The organism is Nonomuraea glycinis (genome assembly GCF_014646515.1).
Taxonomy (GTDB): Bacteria; Actinomycetota; Actinomycetes; order Streptosporangiales; family Streptosporangiaceae; genus Nonomuraea; species Nonomuraea glycinis.
Genome location: NZ_BMNK01000015.1, coordinates 35,656 through 51,126, shown reverse-complemented (window position 1 = coordinate 51,126; position 15,471 = coordinate 35,656). Strand labels below are relative to the sequence as shown.

General features: G+C 69.1%; 17 protein-coding genes and 1 riboswitch. Of the genes, 10 read left to right on the top strand and 7 right to left on the bottom strand.

All coding sequences use genetic code 11. The annotated features are described in order from the left end of the window. Positions 1-82: 82 nt before the first annotated feature. Complete coding sequence (locus tag IEY87_RS33110) at positions 83-1,294, top strand: saccharopine dehydrogenase family protein (protein ID WP_189142778.1); 1,212 nt, start codon at positions 83-85, stop codon at positions 1,292-1,294. Positions 1,295-1,404: 110 nt separating this feature from the next. Here IEY87_RS33110 and IEY87_RS33105 read toward each other — a convergent pair whose 3' ends face one another. Then, positions 1,405-1,593, bottom strand: a complete 189-nt coding sequence (locus IEY87_RS33105; RefSeq protein WP_189142777.1) for a hypothetical protein — start codon at positions 1,591-1,593, stop codon at positions 1,405-1,407. Positions 1,594-1,793: 200 nt separating this feature from the next. Between IEY87_RS33105 and IEY87_RS33100 the strand changes: the two genes are divergently transcribed. Further along, positions 1,794-2,042: a hypothetical protein gene (locus IEY87_RS33100; protein ID WP_189142776.1), complete on the top strand. Its 249-nt coding sequence runs from the start codon at positions 1,794-1,796 to the stop codon at positions 2,040-2,042. Between the two features lie 99 nt (positions 2,043-2,141). Here IEY87_RS33100 and IEY87_RS33095 read toward each other — a convergent pair whose 3' ends face one another. Further along, positions 2,142-2,723, bottom strand: coding sequence for an NADPH-dependent FMN reductase (locus IEY87_RS33095; protein WP_189142775.1), 582 nt, complete (start codon positions 2,721-2,723; stop codon positions 2,142-2,144). Positions 2,724-2,821: 98 nt separating this feature from the next. On the opposite strand from IEY87_RS33095, the gene IEY87_RS33090 reads away from it, so the two are divergent. Together IEY87_RS33090 and IEY87_RS33085 are read left to right on the top strand one after the other, a co-directional pair. Continuing rightward, the gene (locus tag IEY87_RS33090; protein ID WP_225277430.1) at positions 2,822-3,172 is read left to right on the top strand and encodes a winged helix-turn-helix transcriptional regulator; all 351 of its coding nucleotides are present in this window, start codon (positions 2,822-2,824) and stop codon (positions 3,170-3,172) included. A gap of 31 nt (positions 3,173-3,203) precedes the next feature. Next, positions 3,204-3,389: a hypothetical protein gene (locus IEY87_RS33085; protein ID WP_189142774.1), complete on the top strand. Its 186-nt coding sequence runs from the start codon at positions 3,204-3,206 to the stop codon at positions 3,387-3,389. On the opposite strand, the gene IEY87_RS33080 is transcribed toward IEY87_RS33085, so the two are convergent. Together IEY87_RS33080 and IEY87_RS33075 are read right to left on the bottom strand one after the other, a co-directional pair. Further along, positions 3,390-3,857, bottom strand: a complete 468-nt coding sequence (locus IEY87_RS33080) for a hypothetical protein (RefSeq protein ID WP_189142773.1) — start codon at positions 3,855-3,857, stop codon at positions 3,390-3,392. It lies immediately after the preceding gene. A gap of 75 nt (positions 3,858-3,932) precedes the next feature. Further along, a complete protein-coding gene (locus tag IEY87_RS33075) occupies positions 3,933-4,661 on the bottom strand; it encodes a neutral zinc metallopeptidase (RefSeq protein WP_189142772.1) in 729 nt (242 codons plus the stop codon). A 144-nt stretch (positions 4,662-4,805) separates the two neighbouring features. On the opposite strand from IEY87_RS33075, the gene IEY87_RS33070 reads away from it, so the two are divergent. Beyond that, on the top strand, positions 4,806-6,053 hold the full coding sequence (locus IEY87_RS33070) for an AAA family ATPase (protein WP_189142771.1): 1,248 nt from the start codon (positions 4,806-4,808) through the stop codon (positions 6,051-6,053). Further along, on the top strand, positions 6,050-6,736 hold the full coding sequence (locus IEY87_RS33065) for an RloB family protein (protein ID WP_189142770.1): 687 nt from the start codon (positions 6,050-6,052) through the stop codon (positions 6,734-6,736). The genes IEY87_RS33070 and IEY87_RS33065 overlap by 4 nt, the downstream gene beginning before the upstream one ends. Positions 6,737-6,741: 5 nt before the next feature. On the opposite strand, the gene IEY87_RS33060 is transcribed toward IEY87_RS33065, so the two are convergent. Beyond that, positions 6,742-7,251, bottom strand: coding sequence for a hypothetical protein (locus tag IEY87_RS33060; RefSeq protein ID WP_189142769.1), 510 nt, complete (start codon positions 7,249-7,251; stop codon positions 6,742-6,744). A gap of 115 nt (positions 7,252-7,366) precedes the next feature. Further along, entirely contained in the window at positions 7,367-8,239 is an 873-nt protein-coding gene (locus IEY87_RS47045; RefSeq protein ID WP_308112962.1) for a nitroreductase family deazaflavin-dependent oxidoreductase, read from the bottom strand. A 117-nt stretch (positions 8,240-8,356) separates the two neighbouring features. Further along, positions 8,357-8,472: riboswitch (TPP riboswitch) on the top strand. On the opposite strand from IEY87_RS47045, the gene thiC reads away from it, so the two are divergent. The 4 genes from thiC to IEY87_RS33035 all read left to right on the top strand — a co-directional run bounded on the left by thiC (position 8,464) and on the right by IEY87_RS33035 (position 13,910). Continuing rightward, on the top strand, positions 8,464-10,095 hold the full coding sequence (thiC, locus tag IEY87_RS33050; RefSeq protein ID WP_308112963.1) for a phosphomethylpyrimidine synthase ThiC: 1,632 nt from the start codon (positions 8,464-8,466) through the stop codon (positions 10,093-10,095). Its footprint overlaps the riboswitch before it by 9 nt. A gap of 50 nt (positions 10,096-10,145) precedes the next feature. Next, a complete protein-coding gene (locus IEY87_RS33045; protein ID WP_189142768.1) occupies positions 10,146-10,766 on the top strand; it encodes a GNAT family N-acetyltransferase in 621 nt (206 codons plus the stop codon). A gap of 87 nt (positions 10,767-10,853) precedes the next feature. Next, positions 10,854-13,220 (top strand): ATP-binding cassette domain-containing protein, encoded by a 2,367-nt coding sequence (locus IEY87_RS33040; protein WP_189142767.1) that lies wholly within the window; start codon positions 10,854-10,856, stop codon positions 13,218-13,220. 18 nt (positions 13,221-13,238) lie between these two features. After that, positions 13,239-13,910, top strand: coding sequence for a 2'-5' RNA ligase family protein (locus tag IEY87_RS33035; protein WP_189142766.1), 672 nt, complete (start codon positions 13,239-13,241; stop codon positions 13,908-13,910). A 67-nt stretch (positions 13,911-13,977) separates the two neighbouring features. On the opposite strand, the gene IEY87_RS33030 is transcribed toward IEY87_RS33035, so the two are convergent. Further along, complete coding sequence (locus tag IEY87_RS33030) at positions 13,978-15,306, bottom strand: hypothetical protein (RefSeq protein WP_189142765.1); 1,329 nt, start codon at positions 15,304-15,306, stop codon at positions 13,978-13,980. Between the last annotated feature and the right edge of the window lie 165 nt (positions 15,307-15,471).

Here is a 15,471-nt window from a genome sequence, read left to right as displayed (position 1 = left end):
TATGCCAACGCCATTGACGTTGACGACCCTACCGGCTTTGCTGGGAGCGCATCCCCCAGACATCAGGAGAAGGTCCACGATCATGCGCATTCTTCTCGTGGGCGCCGGTGGTGTGGGGACCGCCGTCACCCGGATCGCCACCCGGCGGCCGTTCTTCGACCACATGGTGGTCGCTGACTACGATCTGTCCCGTGCCGAGGCCGCGGTCGCCCCCCTCGACGCCCGCTTCACCGCCGCCCGGGTCGACGCCGCCGACCAGGCCGCCGTCCTCGGCCTGCTCACCGAGCACCGGTGCGACGTGCTGCTGAACGCCACCGACCCGCGCTTCGTGATGCCGCTGTTCGAGGCGGCGCTCACGGCCGGGGCCGACTACCTCGACATGGCGATGTCCATGTCCCACCCGCATCCGGATCTGCCGTACGAGCGGACCGGCGTCAAGCTGGGCGACGAGCAGTTCGCCAGGTCCGGCGCGTGGGCGGACGCCGGGCGGCTGGCCCTGGTGGGCATGGGCGTGGAGCCCGGCCTGTCCGACGTGTTCGCCCGCTACGCCGCCGACGAGCTCTTCGACGAGATCGAGGAGATCGGCGTCCGCGACGGGGGCGACCTCACCGTCGACGGTTACGACTTCGCGCCGTCGTTCTCCATCTGGACCACCATCGAGGAGTGCCTCAACCCGCCGCTGATCTACGAGCAGGAGCGCGGCTGGTTCACCACCGAGCCGTTCAGCGAGCCCGAGATCTTCGACTTCCCCGAGGGCATCGGCCCGGTCGAGTGCGTGAACGTCGAGCACGAGGAGGTGCTGCTGGTGCCCCGCTGGATCGACGCCGGCCGGGTCACCTTCAAGTACGGGCTCGGCGAGGACTTCATCGCCAAGCTCAGGACCCTGCACGAGCTCGGCCTGGACCGCATCGAGCCGGTCACCGTGCCCACCGAGGACGGGCCGGCCCGCGTCTCACCCCGTGACCTGGTCGCCGCGCTGCTGCCGGACCCGGCCGGCCTCGGCGACCGGATGCACGGCAAGACCTGCGCCGGCACCTGGGTGAAGGGCACCAGGGACGGCGAGCCGCGCGAGGTCTACCTCTACCACGTGGTCGACAACCAGTGGTCGATGCGGGAGTACGGCTCCCAGGCCGTGGTCTGGCAGACCGCCGTCAACCCCGTGGTCGCGCTGGAGCTGCTGGCCACCGGCCGGTGGGAGGGCAGCGGCGTGCTCGGACCTGAGGCATTCGAACCCCGCCCCTTCCTCGACCTGCTGCGAGAGTACGGCTCACCGTGGGGCATGCGGGAGCAGTGACCGCCCTGGGGCATGCGGGAGCCGTTCTGGGCCAAGCGGAGCCGTTCTGGGGCATGCGCGAGCCGTTCTGGGTCAAGCGGGAGCGGTGACCGCGCGGCCGGCAGGGCGCCTCACAGCCCCGATGGGTCGCGGCCGACGCTGATCTCCTCGGCGATCCGGCGGAGCTCCGCAACCGCGATGCCGGGCGCCGGAGGGAGCTGTCTGGCCAACGCGTCCATGACCACGGGCACCGGCTGGCCGGCCAGCCGCTCCGCGATGCCGTGGACCGTCATGAACAGCGCCTCTTCGGTGTCGTGCATCCCCGTCTCCTCGCGTCGGTTACCCGCGCAACGGTACGACCTGCCACCGACAGTTCCCGCCAACGACGCCAGCGTGTTCCGCCCCGCCGAAAAGGAGAGAGGCGTGGCGGCGTGGGGGTTTCCAGCCCTGTTCAGGAAGGCATCATGGGGTCCGGTCGGGTTACCGTAGGACTATCCGATTTCTCTCTGGGAGAACGGTCATGCCGAGGGATCCTGATCACGTGCTCGATGCCATCGACGGCGTCGTCGACGAGTGGGAGACGCTGAGCGCCGACGCCATGCGGTGGGTGCCTCCCGAGAGCGGCAAGGGTGGCAACGACCTGCTACGCGAGGTGACCGACATCTTCGGCCCGCTCGCCAACGCGCTCACCCTGGCCTTCCGCCCGCTGGGCGACGCCGTCACCCGCGTTATGGACCATCTGGTCGACGACGAGGAGGACGAGCGTTAGCCGAACTCGGCCAGGTGCTGAGTCTTAGCCGGATCGGCCAGGCTGAGTCTTAGCCGGATCGGCCAGGCTGAGTCTTAGCCGGATCGGCCAGGCTGAGTCTCAGCCGGACTCGCCCAGGCGCATCGGGCGCAGCGCGCCCGTGAGCTTGGCCAGTTCGGCCAGCATGACGTCGGCCGCGCCGGTCATCACGTCATTGGGGCGCACCTGACCGTCCTCCCCTATCACCTGGGGGTGGAACGGGATGTTGACCGCCTCGACCACGGGCACCATCTTCAGCGTGCCGACCACCAGGCGCAGGCCGGCGACGGCGCGGGTGCCGCCGGAGACCCCGCCGTAGCTGACGAAGCCGACGGCCTTGTGGTGCCACTCGTGGTGCAGGTAGTCCAGGGCGTTCTTCAGCACGGCGTTGAAGCTGTGGTTGTACTCGGGAGTGACGAAGACGAAGGCGTCCCCGCGCTCCACCGTGGCGCTCCACTCCTTGGTGTGGGCGTTGACGTACTGCTTGAGCCTGGGGTGGTTCGGCTCGTCGAAGAAGGGCAGCGCGACGTCGGCCAGGTCCACGAGCTCGACGTCGAAGTCCCCTGCGGCCACTGCCCGGTCGCGGAACCACTCCCCTATGGCCCTTCCGGAGCGGCCGGGGCGGGTGCTGGCGATCACGACATGCAGAACGGGCTTGACCATGGGGTTTCCTCACGCGGCAGAGTGCTCGGTTGCTCAACATTATGTAGTAACTAATATTTCTGTAGCAACTCGGGTCCCCGCTTGGGTACGATGCCTGGGTGAGCGCCCATTCCGTCTGCGTCCGTTTTCACACCGCCCTGGAGTTGATCGGCGCCCGCTGGTCAGGGGCCGTGCTGCACATGCTGTTCAAGGGCACGCACCGCTACGCCGACATCAAGGCCGCCATCCCCGGCGTCAACGACACGATGCTGGCCCGCCGCCTGCGCGAGCTGGAGGCCGCCGGGCTCATCGAGCGCCGGGTGCTGAGCACGTCCCCGGTCCGGGTCGAATACCACCTCACCGAGATGGGCGCGGAGCTGCTGCCGGCGTTCGACGAGCTGGTCAGCTGGGCGCACAAGTGGGTGCCGCTCCCCGAGGAGCTTCCTCACCTGGCAGCGAAAACCACCTGATCCTGTCGGTGGCGCCTGCGATAGTGAGGGAGTGGTTCACACCTTCTCCCTCCTGCCCTGCCATGTCCGGCAGCTGCCCGGCGACGCGCTCGAGCTCATGCCGATCGTGCTCCCCATGACGCTGACCAGCGTCCAGCGCCGCCAGTTGGCCGCCATCCTGCTCGACGGCCTCGACGAGGATCAGGCCCCCGCCCGCGCGGAGCTCTGTCTCGCCTAGTCACCCCGGCCACAGCTGCACCCGATAGAAGTCCACGTCATAGGTGTCGGCGGCGACCTCCGGCCCGTGATCATATTTTCCGAACTTCGCGTGCACCCGCGTCCGCCAGTGCGCATCGCGGGCCCGCAGGTCGAAGGGGGCACACTCTTCCAGCTCCGCCTCCTCGAACTCCACGAGGACCACCAGCCCCGAAGGCAGGAAGAGCCGCCCGTCCCAGGTCAGCTCCCAGGGCTCGTCCGGGACCGGGGGCCCGCCCCACAGGTCGAGCCGTACATAGCTGGTCTTCTTGGGCCAGACCTGGAAGAGCACGCTGTTGTCGCCGACCGCCAGCCACTCATGGCCCGGCGGGCTCACCTCCTGCCCCCAGGAGGAGGACACCTCGCCGCGGTGGCCCTCGGCGACCTCCCTGTCCAGCAGGTAGAAGGGCCCCGTCATCTGGTGCAGCGCGCTGGCCGCGGGTCCGTCCACGGCGATCCACTACCCACCAGGTCAGGCCCCGATCCGGTCCATGGCCAGGTCCATCGTGCACAGATGCGGGACCGTTCAGGCAACGGCCTTCGACGTGGCGACCCAGGTGTTGCACACGGACGGCGCACCAGCGGCGAACCCGCGCTTCAGCCAAGAGCGGCGGTTCGCCACCGTCCCCTCGAACCCCCGGCCGAACCCGGACATAGGCGTCGCCCACCGCGTCCCCGGCCGCTTGCCCCAGACGCCCTTCAACGTCACCCCGGCCAGGCAGTCGGACTGGAGTCCGTACCTGCGCCCCTGCTCCGCCCCCTCGTTCCTGTCACCGCGACGCAGCTTCCGCTGAGCGGCGTCGATCCCGGCCGCCTCCTGCAGGTAACGGCCATAGGCCTTGCCCACCGCCACCAGAATCGCCCGATCGTCACGCGTCCTGACCCAGTCCGGGCCAAGCTGGACCCGGATCACCCGCTCGCAGATGAGTGCGGCCGAGCCCACCATCGCGTCCGGCGAATATCCGCCGCACTTGGGCATCCGTCGCGCCACGGCCAGCGAGGCGGGCCTGACCTTGAACCCGGCCGACCTGAGCACCGGCGCCCAGGCGGTGTTCAGGCACCTGACCAGCTTGGCCAGGTAGCCGCGAGTGGCGGCTTCGGTCGTGCCCTTGGACAGGACGCAGGCACTGATCACCGGCTTGGTCCTGGCGTAGAGGGCGTTGGCGGTCAGCCCGGGGGCCCCATTGACGGGGTAGGCGGCCGTACCGGAGAACAGCAGCGCCGAGGAGAGCGAAATGGCCAGGGGGATGCTCATGCCACCCAACCCTAAACGGATCATGACCTTCACCGACAACGGCTAGCAATAAATTCTTATCAGAGGGCATCTCTAGAGGATTCTTCTCACAAGAAGCCTTAGAATATGGTCTCGAATCTTACCCGCGCAGGAAAGAGGCTCAGCATGTTGGTGGGGTTCCGAGCTTCGAACGTTCTGTCCTTCCGGGAGGAATTCGAGCTGTCGCTGCTCGCCCCGACTGGGTCCGACAGCGCCGCGCGTCCGGTCAACGGCTTGCACATCTCCCCTGTAGCGGCCGTCTTCGGCGCCAATGCGTCAGGGAAGACCAACGTGCTCAACGCGATGCGTTGGATGCGCCACGCCGTCCTCGACTCCGTGGCTGACTGGGCTCGCGCCAGAGGTGTGCCAAGGCGGCCGTTCGCGTTGGAGCGGGAGGCGCTGCAGGATGCCTCCCTGTTCGAGGTGGACGTCCTGATCGGAAGGGACAGATACGTCTACGGCTTCGAGGTCTCCGACGAGCGTGTGGAGACGGAATGGCTTCATGTGTTCCCCAACGGGAGCCGACGCCGCCAGGTCTGGTTCGAACGGGACGCCGAGCGGCTGGCTCGCGGCGCGGACGAGTACCGATTTCCCAGCGATCGGTTGAAGGGCGCCAAGAAGCCTGTGGTCGACTACACCCGTCCGAACGCGCTGTTCCTCACAGCGGCGGCGTCTCTGCAGCTGAAGCAGTTGGTGCCGTTGTACGAGTGGTTCAAGGACAATTTCTGGCTGGTGGGGCCGAGCGAGGAGCTTCGAGAGCGTGATGCCTACACCCGATGGCAGCTTCTGAGACCGGGATTTCGTGACCGAGTCGAGGGCCTGCTAGCCGTCGCCGACTTGGGAGTGACCGAGGTTGTAGTGGAGGATCGCGGCGATGAGATGCCGGAAGTCTCCCTGGTCCACGACGGTAACGACGGACCGGTGGCGTTCGACATCCGACACCAGGAGTCATTCGGCACCCTCGCCTGGTTCGCCTTCCTCGGGCCTCTGCTCAAGGCGCTCGACGACGGGACCGTTCTGCTGGCGGACGAGCTGGACTCCAGTCTGCACCCGGTGCTGGTCGCCGAGGTCATCCGGCTCTTCAAGGATCCCGTCGCCAACCCACGGGCAGCGCAACTCCTGTTCACCGGGCACGACGCGACATTGCTGAGTAAGGCTCACGTCGATCGCCCGCTGGACCGTGAGCAGGTGTGGATCACCCAGAAGCGCAGGACCGGCGAGTCCGAGCTCTATCCCCTGACCTCTGTGGGCGTACGCGCGGACGAGAGTCTGGAGCGCGGGTACTTGCGCGGACGCTACGGCGGAGTGCCGCACATCGGGCTGGGCGGCATGGCGCTGGAGGTCGAGAAGCAAACCGCCGGAGGCCGCGCGTGAACCGGATCAGAAAGAAGGGGGCACCGACCGGCAGCGCCCGAGTGCCACGTGTGGTGACCGAGGGCAGGCAACGTCAGGTGATCTATGCCGTCGTGGAGGGCGAAAGTACCGAGCGCGACTACCTGAGCTTCGTGAAGGAGAGGTTCTGCGGTGAGCCGCGAGCCTTCGACATTCATGTCCTTTGGCGACGTAAGGGCCTGAAGCCTGATGAAGTGGTGGCGTGGGCCCTGGAAAAGCTCGACGAGCTCGACGACCCTAAGCGCGAGCAGGTGTGGGCGTTCTTCGACAGAGATGATCACAGTCGTGTCGAGGACTCCTACGCCAAGGCGGATGCCGCAGGAGTGAAGGTGGCGTTCTCACACCCGTGTTTTGAGTTGTGGCTGCTGTTGCACTTCGCTTCCGGCGTGCAGGGAGCACCGAGGTCGAAGAGCGTTCAGGACCAACTGAGAGGTGCACACAAGGCATTTCGCGACTATGACAAGCGCCTTGAAGACGCCCAGAGGCAGGCTCTGGACGGTAGGGAGCACGATGCGGGCCGCCGGGCGAAGACTCTGATCGCCAACTGCCCGAGTCTGGGATGCACAGCGGGGAAGGGCCATGCCCGGGACTGCAGGGTGCTGGATCGGGCACCGTCAACGGACGTCTGGAGACTTCTGGCCGAACTGGGTGTGCTGTCCCGCTGATCCCGTCAGCACATGACGGCGCCGGGGTTGGCGGACTCACCGCCGAGGGCGGAGACGGTGACGTTGTACTCGTTGGACGCGGCCAGGCCGGAGTCGCCGGGGAACCAGACGTAGGCGAAGGCCGTCCCGCCGCCGACGGAGCCGGTGTAGCAGAGGCTCCTGTCGTTCGTCACGGACGGGTTGGCGGGGGCGCGGCGCCAGCCGGACTGGGTGGCCTGCTGGTCGTAGAAGGCGAGCACGTCGGCTCTGCCGCCGGTGAAGCGGTAGTTCTGGCCGACGTACACGTGCAGGTCGCCGGCCTCGCAGCCGGACGAGCGGCCGCCCAGGGCCTCGGCCCCGGCCGGCGCCTGGTCCAGGATGGCGAGGGAGCTCAGCACCGGCTGCAGCCGCTGCTCCGCCCCGGCGCAGCCGGTGTCGGTGCCGAACAGCGAACCGGCCGCGGAGGCGACCACGGCCAGGCCACTCGTACCGATGAGCCCCACGATGATCAGTCCGGCGACGATTTGGCGCTTCACGAGGCGGAGCCTAGTCGACCTGAGCGGGGAACCGGGACAGTCACCTGGTCGACCTGAGCGAGGAACCGGGACAGTCACCTGATCGACCTGAGCGGGGAACCGGGACGGCCGCGCGCTACGACCTCTCCAGGATGACCAGCGGAAGGTCCCGCTCGGTCGCCTCCTGATAGGTGTCGTAGCGCGGAAAGACCTTCGCCATCACCGGCCAGAGCTCTCGCTTCTCCTGCGGGGTGGCCACCCGGGCCCGCGCGCCGAACGTGTCGCCGCCGACCTGCACGGTGACGTCGGGGTGCGCGGTCAGGTTGAGATACCAGGCGGGGTGCTGTGACGAGCCGCCGTTCGAGGCCACCAGCAGATGCCGGTCGCCGTCCCGCCCGTAGATCAGCGCGGTACGGCGGAGCAGGCCGGACTTACGACCCCGGGTGGTGAGCAGCAGGGTCGGCATGCCGTGGTAGAGGTGACCCTTTTGACCGTTGCTGTCCACGTACGAGCGGATGTGTTGAGCCACCCAGCCCGTCGGGCTGTCCAGCACCTCCTCGGCGGGCGCGGGCAGGCTGCGCAGCAGGTGATAGCGCCTGGCCTGGCTGCTCTTCGCCCCGGGGGACTCCTGGACTCCTCGCCAGTCGGCCGAGCCCTGCCCCGAGCTCGCGACGGCGTCCCGAGGCGCCTGTTCGCCGGTCCACTCGGCGTAGTTGAGTGTGTACATATCGTCGTCGCTCACGTGGAAGTGGCCCGAGATCCCGCCGGGATGCGGCTCGTACGCGACGGGCTCCGCTCCCGTCAGCCCGGCCAGGAACGCGCGATCGGCCTCGCCGTTCGCCCACTGCGTGTAGGTCAGTACGGTGCCGCCGTCCGTGGCGGCGAACTCGGTGAACGAAAGGAGCCCGGCCGGCCACGGCGCGCCCTCCCAGGCGGCGGCCGAGGCGGATTCGGTCACCAGGACGGTGCCGGCGTCGGGACGGGCGATCTCCGGCCACATTCTGCTCATCAACGGTGTCCTCAAGGGTCAGGCGGCGTAGGGGCAACAGGAGCGGGCCGAGCGTAGCGCTGCTTGTCGATCTCTGAAAGGGATCTTGCGTGTTCTCGGGGGGCGGGTTAACTTGAGGCAGTCCAACGCGGGAGCCCGGTTCGACCGGGCTGAGAGGACGGCTACTCATCAGCCGCCGACCGCCAGAACCTGATCCGGATAATGCCGGCGAAGGGAGTTGCGTGGTGAGCGACGCGCGCTTTTCCAAGGTCCACATCGGTGATCTCCGAGTCCCCATGCGCGAGATCCTGCTGTCCAACGGCGAACGAGTCCGCCTGTACGACACCTCAGGCCCGTACACCGACCGGTCCGCGACCACCGACCTCACCCAGGGCCTGCCGCCGCTGCGCCGGGAGTGGATCCTCGCCCGGGGCGACGTCGCCGCGCGGGACGAGGGGCCGCTGCGGGCGACCGGGGCGCCGGTCACCCAGCTCGCCTACGCCCGCGCGGGGGTGATCACCCGCGAGATGGAGTTCGTCGCGGTCAGGGAAGGGGTGCCGCCGGAGTTCGTACGGGACGAGGTGGCCGCGGGGCGGGCCATCATCCCGGCGAACGTCAACCATCCCGAGACCGAGCCGATGATCATCGGCCGCAACTTCCTGGTGAAGATCAACGCCAACATCGGCAACTCGGCCGTCACCTCCTCCATCGAGGAGGAGGTGGACAAGATGACCTGGGCCACCCGCTGGGGAGCCGACACCGTCATGGACCTGTCCACCGGCAAGGACATCCACGCCACCCGCGAGTGGATCATCCGCAACTCCCCCGTCCCCGTCGGCACCGTGCCCCTCTACCAGGCCCTGGAGAAGGTCGACGGGGTCGCCGCCGACCTGTCGTGGGAGGTCTACCGCGACACCCTGATCGAGCAGTGCGAGCAGGGCGTCGACTACATGACCGTGCACGCCGGCGTCCGGCTGGCGTACGTGCCGCTGACGGCCCGCCGCAAGACCGGCATCGTCTCGCGCGGCGGCTCGATCATGGCCGCCTGGTGCCTGGCACACCACCGCGAGAGCTTCCTGTACGAGCACTTCGCCGACATGTGCGAGCTCCTGGCCGCCTACGACGTGGCGTTCTCCCTGGGCGACGGGCTGCGGCCCGGCTCCATCGCCGACGCCAACGACGAGGCCCAGTTCGCGGAGCTGCGCACGCTGGGCGAGCTCACCGCCGTCGCCCGCGACCACGGCGTCCAGGTGATGGTCGAAGGCCCCGGCCACATCCCCATGCACAAGATCAAGGAGAACGTGGACCTGCAGCGCGAGCTCTGCGACGACGCGCCCTTCTACACGCTCGGCCCGCTGGTCACCGACATCGCCCCCGGCTACGACCACATCACCTCCGGCATCGGCGCCGCCATGATCGGCTGGTACGGCACCGCCATGCTCTGCTACGTCACCCCCAAGGAGCACCTCGGCCTGCCCAACAGGGACGACGTGAAGACGGGCGTGATCACGTACAAGATCGCCGCGCACGCCGCCGACCTGGCCAAGGGGCATCCGCAGGCGCAGGCGTGGGACGACGCGCTGTCGGACGCCCGGTTCGAGTTCCGCTGGGAGGACCAGTTCGACCTGTCGCTCGACCCGGACACGGCCCGGTCCTTCCACGACGAGACCCTGCCCGCCGCCCCGGCCAAGACCGCCCACTTCTGCTCGATGTGCGGGCCCAAGTTCTGCTCGATGAAGATCAGCCACGATGTACGGCGCTTCGCCGCGGAACGCGGCCTGGCGGAGTCCGAGGCGCTGGCGGCGGGCCTGGCGGAGAAGTCGGCCCAGTTCACGGAGCAGGGCGGCCGGGTGTACATCCCGCTCACGGAATCCTGAGAGAAGTTCCCGGCCGCATCGCTGGGCGGTGCGGCCGGTAGCGTCTGCGCATGGGTCAAAGCACCGATTCCTCGCAAACAGTGGCGGAAGTAGCGGAGTTCCTCGCAGCCGAGCCGGCCGGCTCGTCGCGGGTGACCCTGCGCGCCATCACCGCCCGCGACCAGGACGAGTTCCTGGACCTGACCACCGCCAGCGCGGACCTCTACGGTGCGCGGATGCCCCTGCCCACCACCCCGGCGGCATTCCAGGAGTTCCACGCGCGGTTCGACCACGTGACCACCCAGGGCCTGCTGGTCTGCCTGCGCGAGACCGGCGCCATGGCGGGCACGGTCAACCTCAACAGCATCATCCGCGGCCGCTTCCAGAACGCCTCCCTCGGCTACGCGGCCTTCGCCCCCACCGCCGGACGCGGCTACATGACCGAGGGCCTCGGCCTGGTGATCAGGTACGCCTTCGAGCGGCTGCGGCTGCACCGCTTGGAAGCCCAGATCCAGCCCAGCAACGAACCCTCGATCAAGCTGGTCCGGCGCCTCGGCTTCCGCCACGAGGGCACCGCGCCCGACCTGCTGTACATCGCCGGAGCCTGGCGCGACCACGAACGCTGGGCGATCACCAACACCATGGTCGCCCCCGGCCCCTGGCCCACCCATCCGACCCAGCCCGCGCACTGAACCGGTCAGGAACGGAGAAGCGCAGGTCACCGAGCCGCGGCTAGCCTGACCAGCACCGCAGACCGTTCAGCGACAGATGGAGACCCGATGAGCACGGACACGCACGCAGCGGACGCCCACGACCTGATCCGTGTGCACGGCGCGCGCGTGAACAACCTCAAGGACATCAGCGTCGAGATCCCCAAGCGCCGGCTGACGGTGTTCACCGGCGTCTCGGGCTCGGGCAAGAGCTCGCTGGTGTTCAGCACGATCGCCGCCGAGTCGCAGCGGCTGATCAACGAGACCTACAGCACCTTCGTCCAGGGCTTCATGCCGACGCTGGCCCGGCCCGAGGTCGACGTGCTCGACGGGCTGACGACCGCGATCATCGTCGACCAGCAGCGGCTGGGCGCCGACCCCCGCTCCACGGTCGGCACCGCCACCGACGCCAACGCGATGCTGCGCATCCTGTTCAGCCGGCGCGGGCAGCCGTACCTCGGCTCGCCCCAGGCGTTCTCCTTCAACGTCGCCTCGATCAGCGGAGCGGGCGCGGTCACCCTGGAGCGCGGCGGCCAGACCGTGAAGGAGCGCCGCGAGTTCAGCATCACCGGCGGCATGTGCCTGCGCTGCGAAGGCCGGGGCAAGGTCACCGACCTCGACCTCACCCAGCTGTACGACGACTCCAAGTCGATCGCCGAGGGCGCGTTCACCATCCCCGGCTGGAAGTCCGACAGCTTCTGGACGGTACGGGTCTACGCCGAGTCGGGCTTCGTCGACCCGAACAAGCCGATCCGCGAGTTCACCGAGAAGGAGCTGGCCGACTTCCTGCACAAGGAGCAGGTCAAGGTGAAGATCGACGGCGTCAACCTCACCTACGAGGGGCTGATCCCGAAGATCCAGCGGTCGTTTCTCGCCAAGGACCGGGAGGCGATGCAGCCGCACATCCGGGCGTTCGTGGACCGGGCGGTCACCTTCACCACCTGCCCCGAGTGTGACGGCACCCGGCTCAGCGAGGGGGCCCGCTCCTCGCGGATCGGCGGGATCAGCATCGCCGACGCCTGCGCGATGCAGATCAGCGACCTGGCCGCCTGGGTCCGCGGCCTCGACGAGCCGTCGGTCGCGCCGCTGCTCGCCACGCTGCTGCGGACCCTGGACTCGTTCGTGGAGATCGGGCTGGGCTACCTCGCGCTCGACCGGCCGGCGGGCTCCCTGTCGGGCGGCGAGGCGCAGCGCGTCAAGATGATCCGCCACCTCGGATCCTCGCTCACCGACACCACCTACGTCTTCGACGAGCCCACCATCGGTTTGCACCCGCACGACATCCAGCGGATGAACGGCCTGCTGCGGCGCCTGCGGGACAAGGGCAACACGGTGCTCGTCGTCGAGCACAAGCCGGAGATGATCGCGATCGCCGACCACGTCGTCGACCTCGGCCCCGGCGCCGGCACGGCGGGCGGCACCGTCTGCTTCGAGGGCACCGTCGAGGGGCTGCGGGCCAGCGGCACCCGCACCGGCCGCCACCTCGACGACCGCGCCACCCTCAAGGAGACGCTGCGGACGCCCAAGGGCGCGCTGGAGATCCGCGGCGCGACCACCAACAACCTCCAGAACGTCGACGTCGACATCCCGCTCGGGGTGCTCTGCGTGATCACCGGCGTCGCCGGCTCCGGCAAGAGCTCGCTCGTGCACGGGTCGATCCCCGCCGGCGCGGACGTGGTGTCGATCGGCCAGGGCGCGATCCGCGGCTCCAGGCGGAGCAACCCGGCGACGTACACCGGACTGCTCGACCCGATCCGCAAGGCGTTCGCCAAGGCCAACGGCGTGAAGCCGGCGCTGTTCAGCGCCAACTCCGAGGGCGCCTGCCCCGCGTGCAACGGCGCCGGCGTCATCTACACCGACCTGGCCATGATGGCGGGCGTCGCCACCACCTGCGAGGAGTGCGAGGGGAAGCGGTTCCAGGCGGCGGTCCTCGACCACCGCCTCGGCGGCCGCGACATCAGCGAGGTGCTCGCGATGCCGGTGACCGAGGCCAGGGAGTTCTTCGCCGCCGGCGAGGCCCGTACGCCGGCCGCGCACGCCATCCTGGACCGGCTCGCCGACGTCGGGCTCGGCTACCTCAGCCTCGGCCAGCCGCTCACCACGCTGTCCGGCGGCGAGCGGCAGCGGCTCAAGCTGGCCACCCACATGGCCGAGAAGGGCGGCGTATACGTCCTCGACGAGCCGACCACCGGCCTCCACCTGGCCGACGTGGCGCAGCTCCTCGCCCTGCTCGACCGGCTGGTCGACGCCGGCAAGTCGGTCATCGTCATCGAGCACCACCAAGCGGTCATGGCGCACGCCGACTGGATCATCGACCTCGGCCCCGGTGCCGGCCACGACGGCGGCCACGTCGTCTTCGAGGGCACCCCCGCCGACCTCATCGCCACCCCGTCCACCCTCACCGGCGAACACCTGGCCGCCTACGTCACCACCTGACGCCTGCATACTGCTGCGATGAACGATTACCCTGAGTTCTTCGTCAGGGGGCGGGCCGCGCTCCTCGCCGGAGCGACCACCCACGAGCGGCCGCTGGTCGAGGACGCGATGCGGTGGGGAGCCGCCGCGGTCATGCGGCCCGGTGGTCCCGTTCTCGCGGAGTTGACGGACCTGGCCAAGTCCGTGGGCGGGACCGCCGGAGCCGGCCACTGGGTGCACGGGCCGGAGTCGCTGCACTTCACGCTGCGGTCGCTGGACCGATACCGGAAGGTGATTCCGGACGATGATCCGCGCCGGCTGGCCTACGCGGCCTCCTTGGCCGAGGCGGTCGCCGGGCTGCCTCCGGTCCGGATCGAGGTGCGCGGAGTCAGCCCGCACTCCGGCGGGGTGCTCGCCTTCGGTCACCCGGTCGATGACACCCTGACGACCCTGCAACGGCGGTTCGCGCGATCCTTGCGTACGCGCGGCGCGGCGGAATTCGAGTACTGGGTGCGCGACCGCTGGTACGTGAGTCTGGTGCACTTCGGCACCCCGGTGACCGATCCCGAACCGATCGTGGCCTGGTGCGACGAGCATGCCGACGTCCCCATCGGCCTCGCGGAGATCAACGCCGTCGAGATCGTCGAGGCCGTCCCCGCCGGTGTCGGCATCCGCCTGAACACGCTGGAGCGATCCGCCCTCGCCGGATAGCGGCTCGGGCAGCCCCCGTACAGAGACGGCGGGCAGTCCCCGTACCGGGACTGCCCGCACGCGCCGGCTACCTCGCCAGCCGGTCCTCGATCCACTTGACGAGCGGCAGCGAGATCGAGCTGTGCTCGCTGTTGTCGGTGTCGAAGGCGAACTCGTCCAGCGCGAACCGCCCGGAGGTCAGTGCCGACAGGTCGGTGTCCAGCTCGTCGGTCCAGTTCGGCCCCTCCAGCGCCACCGCGCTCGCCGACGGGACGAAACTCCCCACCTTGTACGCGTCCTCGATCGGTGCGCCGAGAGCCGCCGCGATCCGGCCGTAGGTGTCCAGGGTGCCGCCGGGAGCGCCGTCGAACGCCGGGACCTCGGTGGTGAGGCTGCGCTGCAGCACCTCGCCGAGTGACATCTCCCCGGCCGGTTGCTTCGTGCCCCGGTCCGGCTGGATGCGGGGAGCGGCGCTCGCCACGTCCGGCCACGCCCAGTCGAAGGCCACCTGTCCGGGCGGCAGCGGCCGGCCGGTCCCGTCCCCGGTTCCGTTGGCCACCCCCAGCTTGACCGGGCGTGCCGGGAAGTCGCCGAGCGCGTGCAGTTCGTCGAGGAACTCCTGACGCAGCTGGTTGGCGGCCACCGGGCCGGAGTAGGCGGCGTCCGGCACCCAGCCCCACAGCAGCTGCTGGGCGGCCGGGCTGCGCAGCAGTTCGGACTGCTTGATGCCGCCCTCCGGAGGCTGGATCACCTCGTCGAAGAAGTAGGCGAGCTGCTGGAGGACCAGCGGCGTCCACGCGCCGTTGTGCGGGGTGTCGTACGACAGGTAGGTGTCGGTCTCGTGGTCGGTGCGCTGGTTCTCCAGCCTGGCCAGCGCGTACCGCGTGATCATGCCGCCCATGCTGACGCCGCCGACGATCAGCTTGGCGTTGCCCCGCCGCTCGGCGATGGCCCGCAGGATGGCGGCGGCCGCCACGCCCGCGTTCGCCTGGATGTGGGTGTGGCGGGCGTCGAAGCCCAGCAGGATCACGTCCAGGCCCTGGGCGTTCAGCTGGTCCAGGAAGCCGTCGGTCTCACCGGCGTACGGCTTGTTGAAGTGGTCCCACAGCGCGGGCAGGTCGCTGGGCCCGTAGTTGAAGCCGTCCGCGAAGATGAACGGCCGGGTGATCTCGGTGTTGCCGCCGCCCAGATAGACGGCGGCCCTGCCGGTCGCGAAGCGGCCCTGGTACGGCTGGTCGGCGGTGAGTTTCCACTCGTGGTCCGGATGCCGGGCCGGCTGGCCGGACGGCTGCAGCCGCATCCCGAACCACGGCTGCTTCGGCAGCTGGGCGGACAGCTCCGCCTTCCGCTCCGCGGTGAGCGCCTGACCGGCCTTCTGCGCGGGGCGTTCTACGTCGATCCTGGGTTCCTGGGGCATGGCACAGCCTCCGATGTCTCACTGTGTGTGTCTTCGCTATGACACTAAGTGATTAGCCGTGGAGAACCCGGGATGACCGCGACACCGCTTTCGAGGTGTCCTGACGGCCGAGCAGGACGCCCGCGCCCCGGCCCGCGGGCGACACGAAATGTGACCATTCCCGCC

Bases quoted from the DNA above. Each gene is read 5' to 3' on its own strand.
- IEY87_RS33070 (WP_189142771.1), top strand. From the start codon at position 4,806: ATGTTGGTGGGGTTCCGAGCTTCGAACGTTCTGTCCTTCCGGGAGGAA.
- IEY87_RS33045 (WP_189142768.1), top strand. From the start codon at position 10,146: ATGGGTCAAAGCACCGATTCCTCGCAAACAGTGGCGGAAGTAGCGGAG.
- IEY87_RS33075 (WP_189142772.1), bottom strand. From the start codon at position 4,661: ATGAGCATCCCCCTGGCCATTTCGCTCTCCTCGGCGCTGCTGTTCTCC.
- IEY87_RS33040 (WP_189142767.1), top strand. From the start codon at position 10,854: ATGAGCACGGACACGCACGCAGCGGACGCCCACGACCTGATCCGTGTG.
- IEY87_RS33105 (WP_189142777.1), bottom strand. From the start codon at position 1,593: ATGCACGACACCGAAGAGGCGCTGTTCATGACGGTCCACGGCATCGCG.
- IEY87_RS33095 (WP_189142775.1), bottom strand. From the start codon at position 2,723: ATGGTCAAGCCCGTTCTGCATGTCGTGATCGCCAGCACCCGCCCCGGC.
- IEY87_RS33030 (WP_189142765.1), bottom strand. From the start codon at position 15,306: ATGCCCCAGGAACCCAGGATCGACGTAGAACGCCCCGCGCAGAAGGCC.
- IEY87_RS33100 (WP_189142776.1), top strand. From the start codon at position 1,794: ATGCCGAGGGATCCTGATCACGTGCTCGATGCCATCGACGGCGTCGTC.
- IEY87_RS47045 (WP_308112962.1), bottom strand. From the start codon at position 8,239: ATGAGCAGAATGTGGCCGGAGATCGCCCGTCCCGACGCCGGCACCGTC.
- IEY87_RS33110 (WP_189142778.1), top strand. From the start codon at position 83: ATGCGCATTCTTCTCGTGGGCGCCGGTGGTGTGGGGACCGCCGTCACC.
- IEY87_RS33035 (WP_189142766.1), top strand. From the start codon at position 13,239: ATGAACGATTACCCTGAGTTCTTCGTCAGGGGGCGGGCCGCGCTCCTC.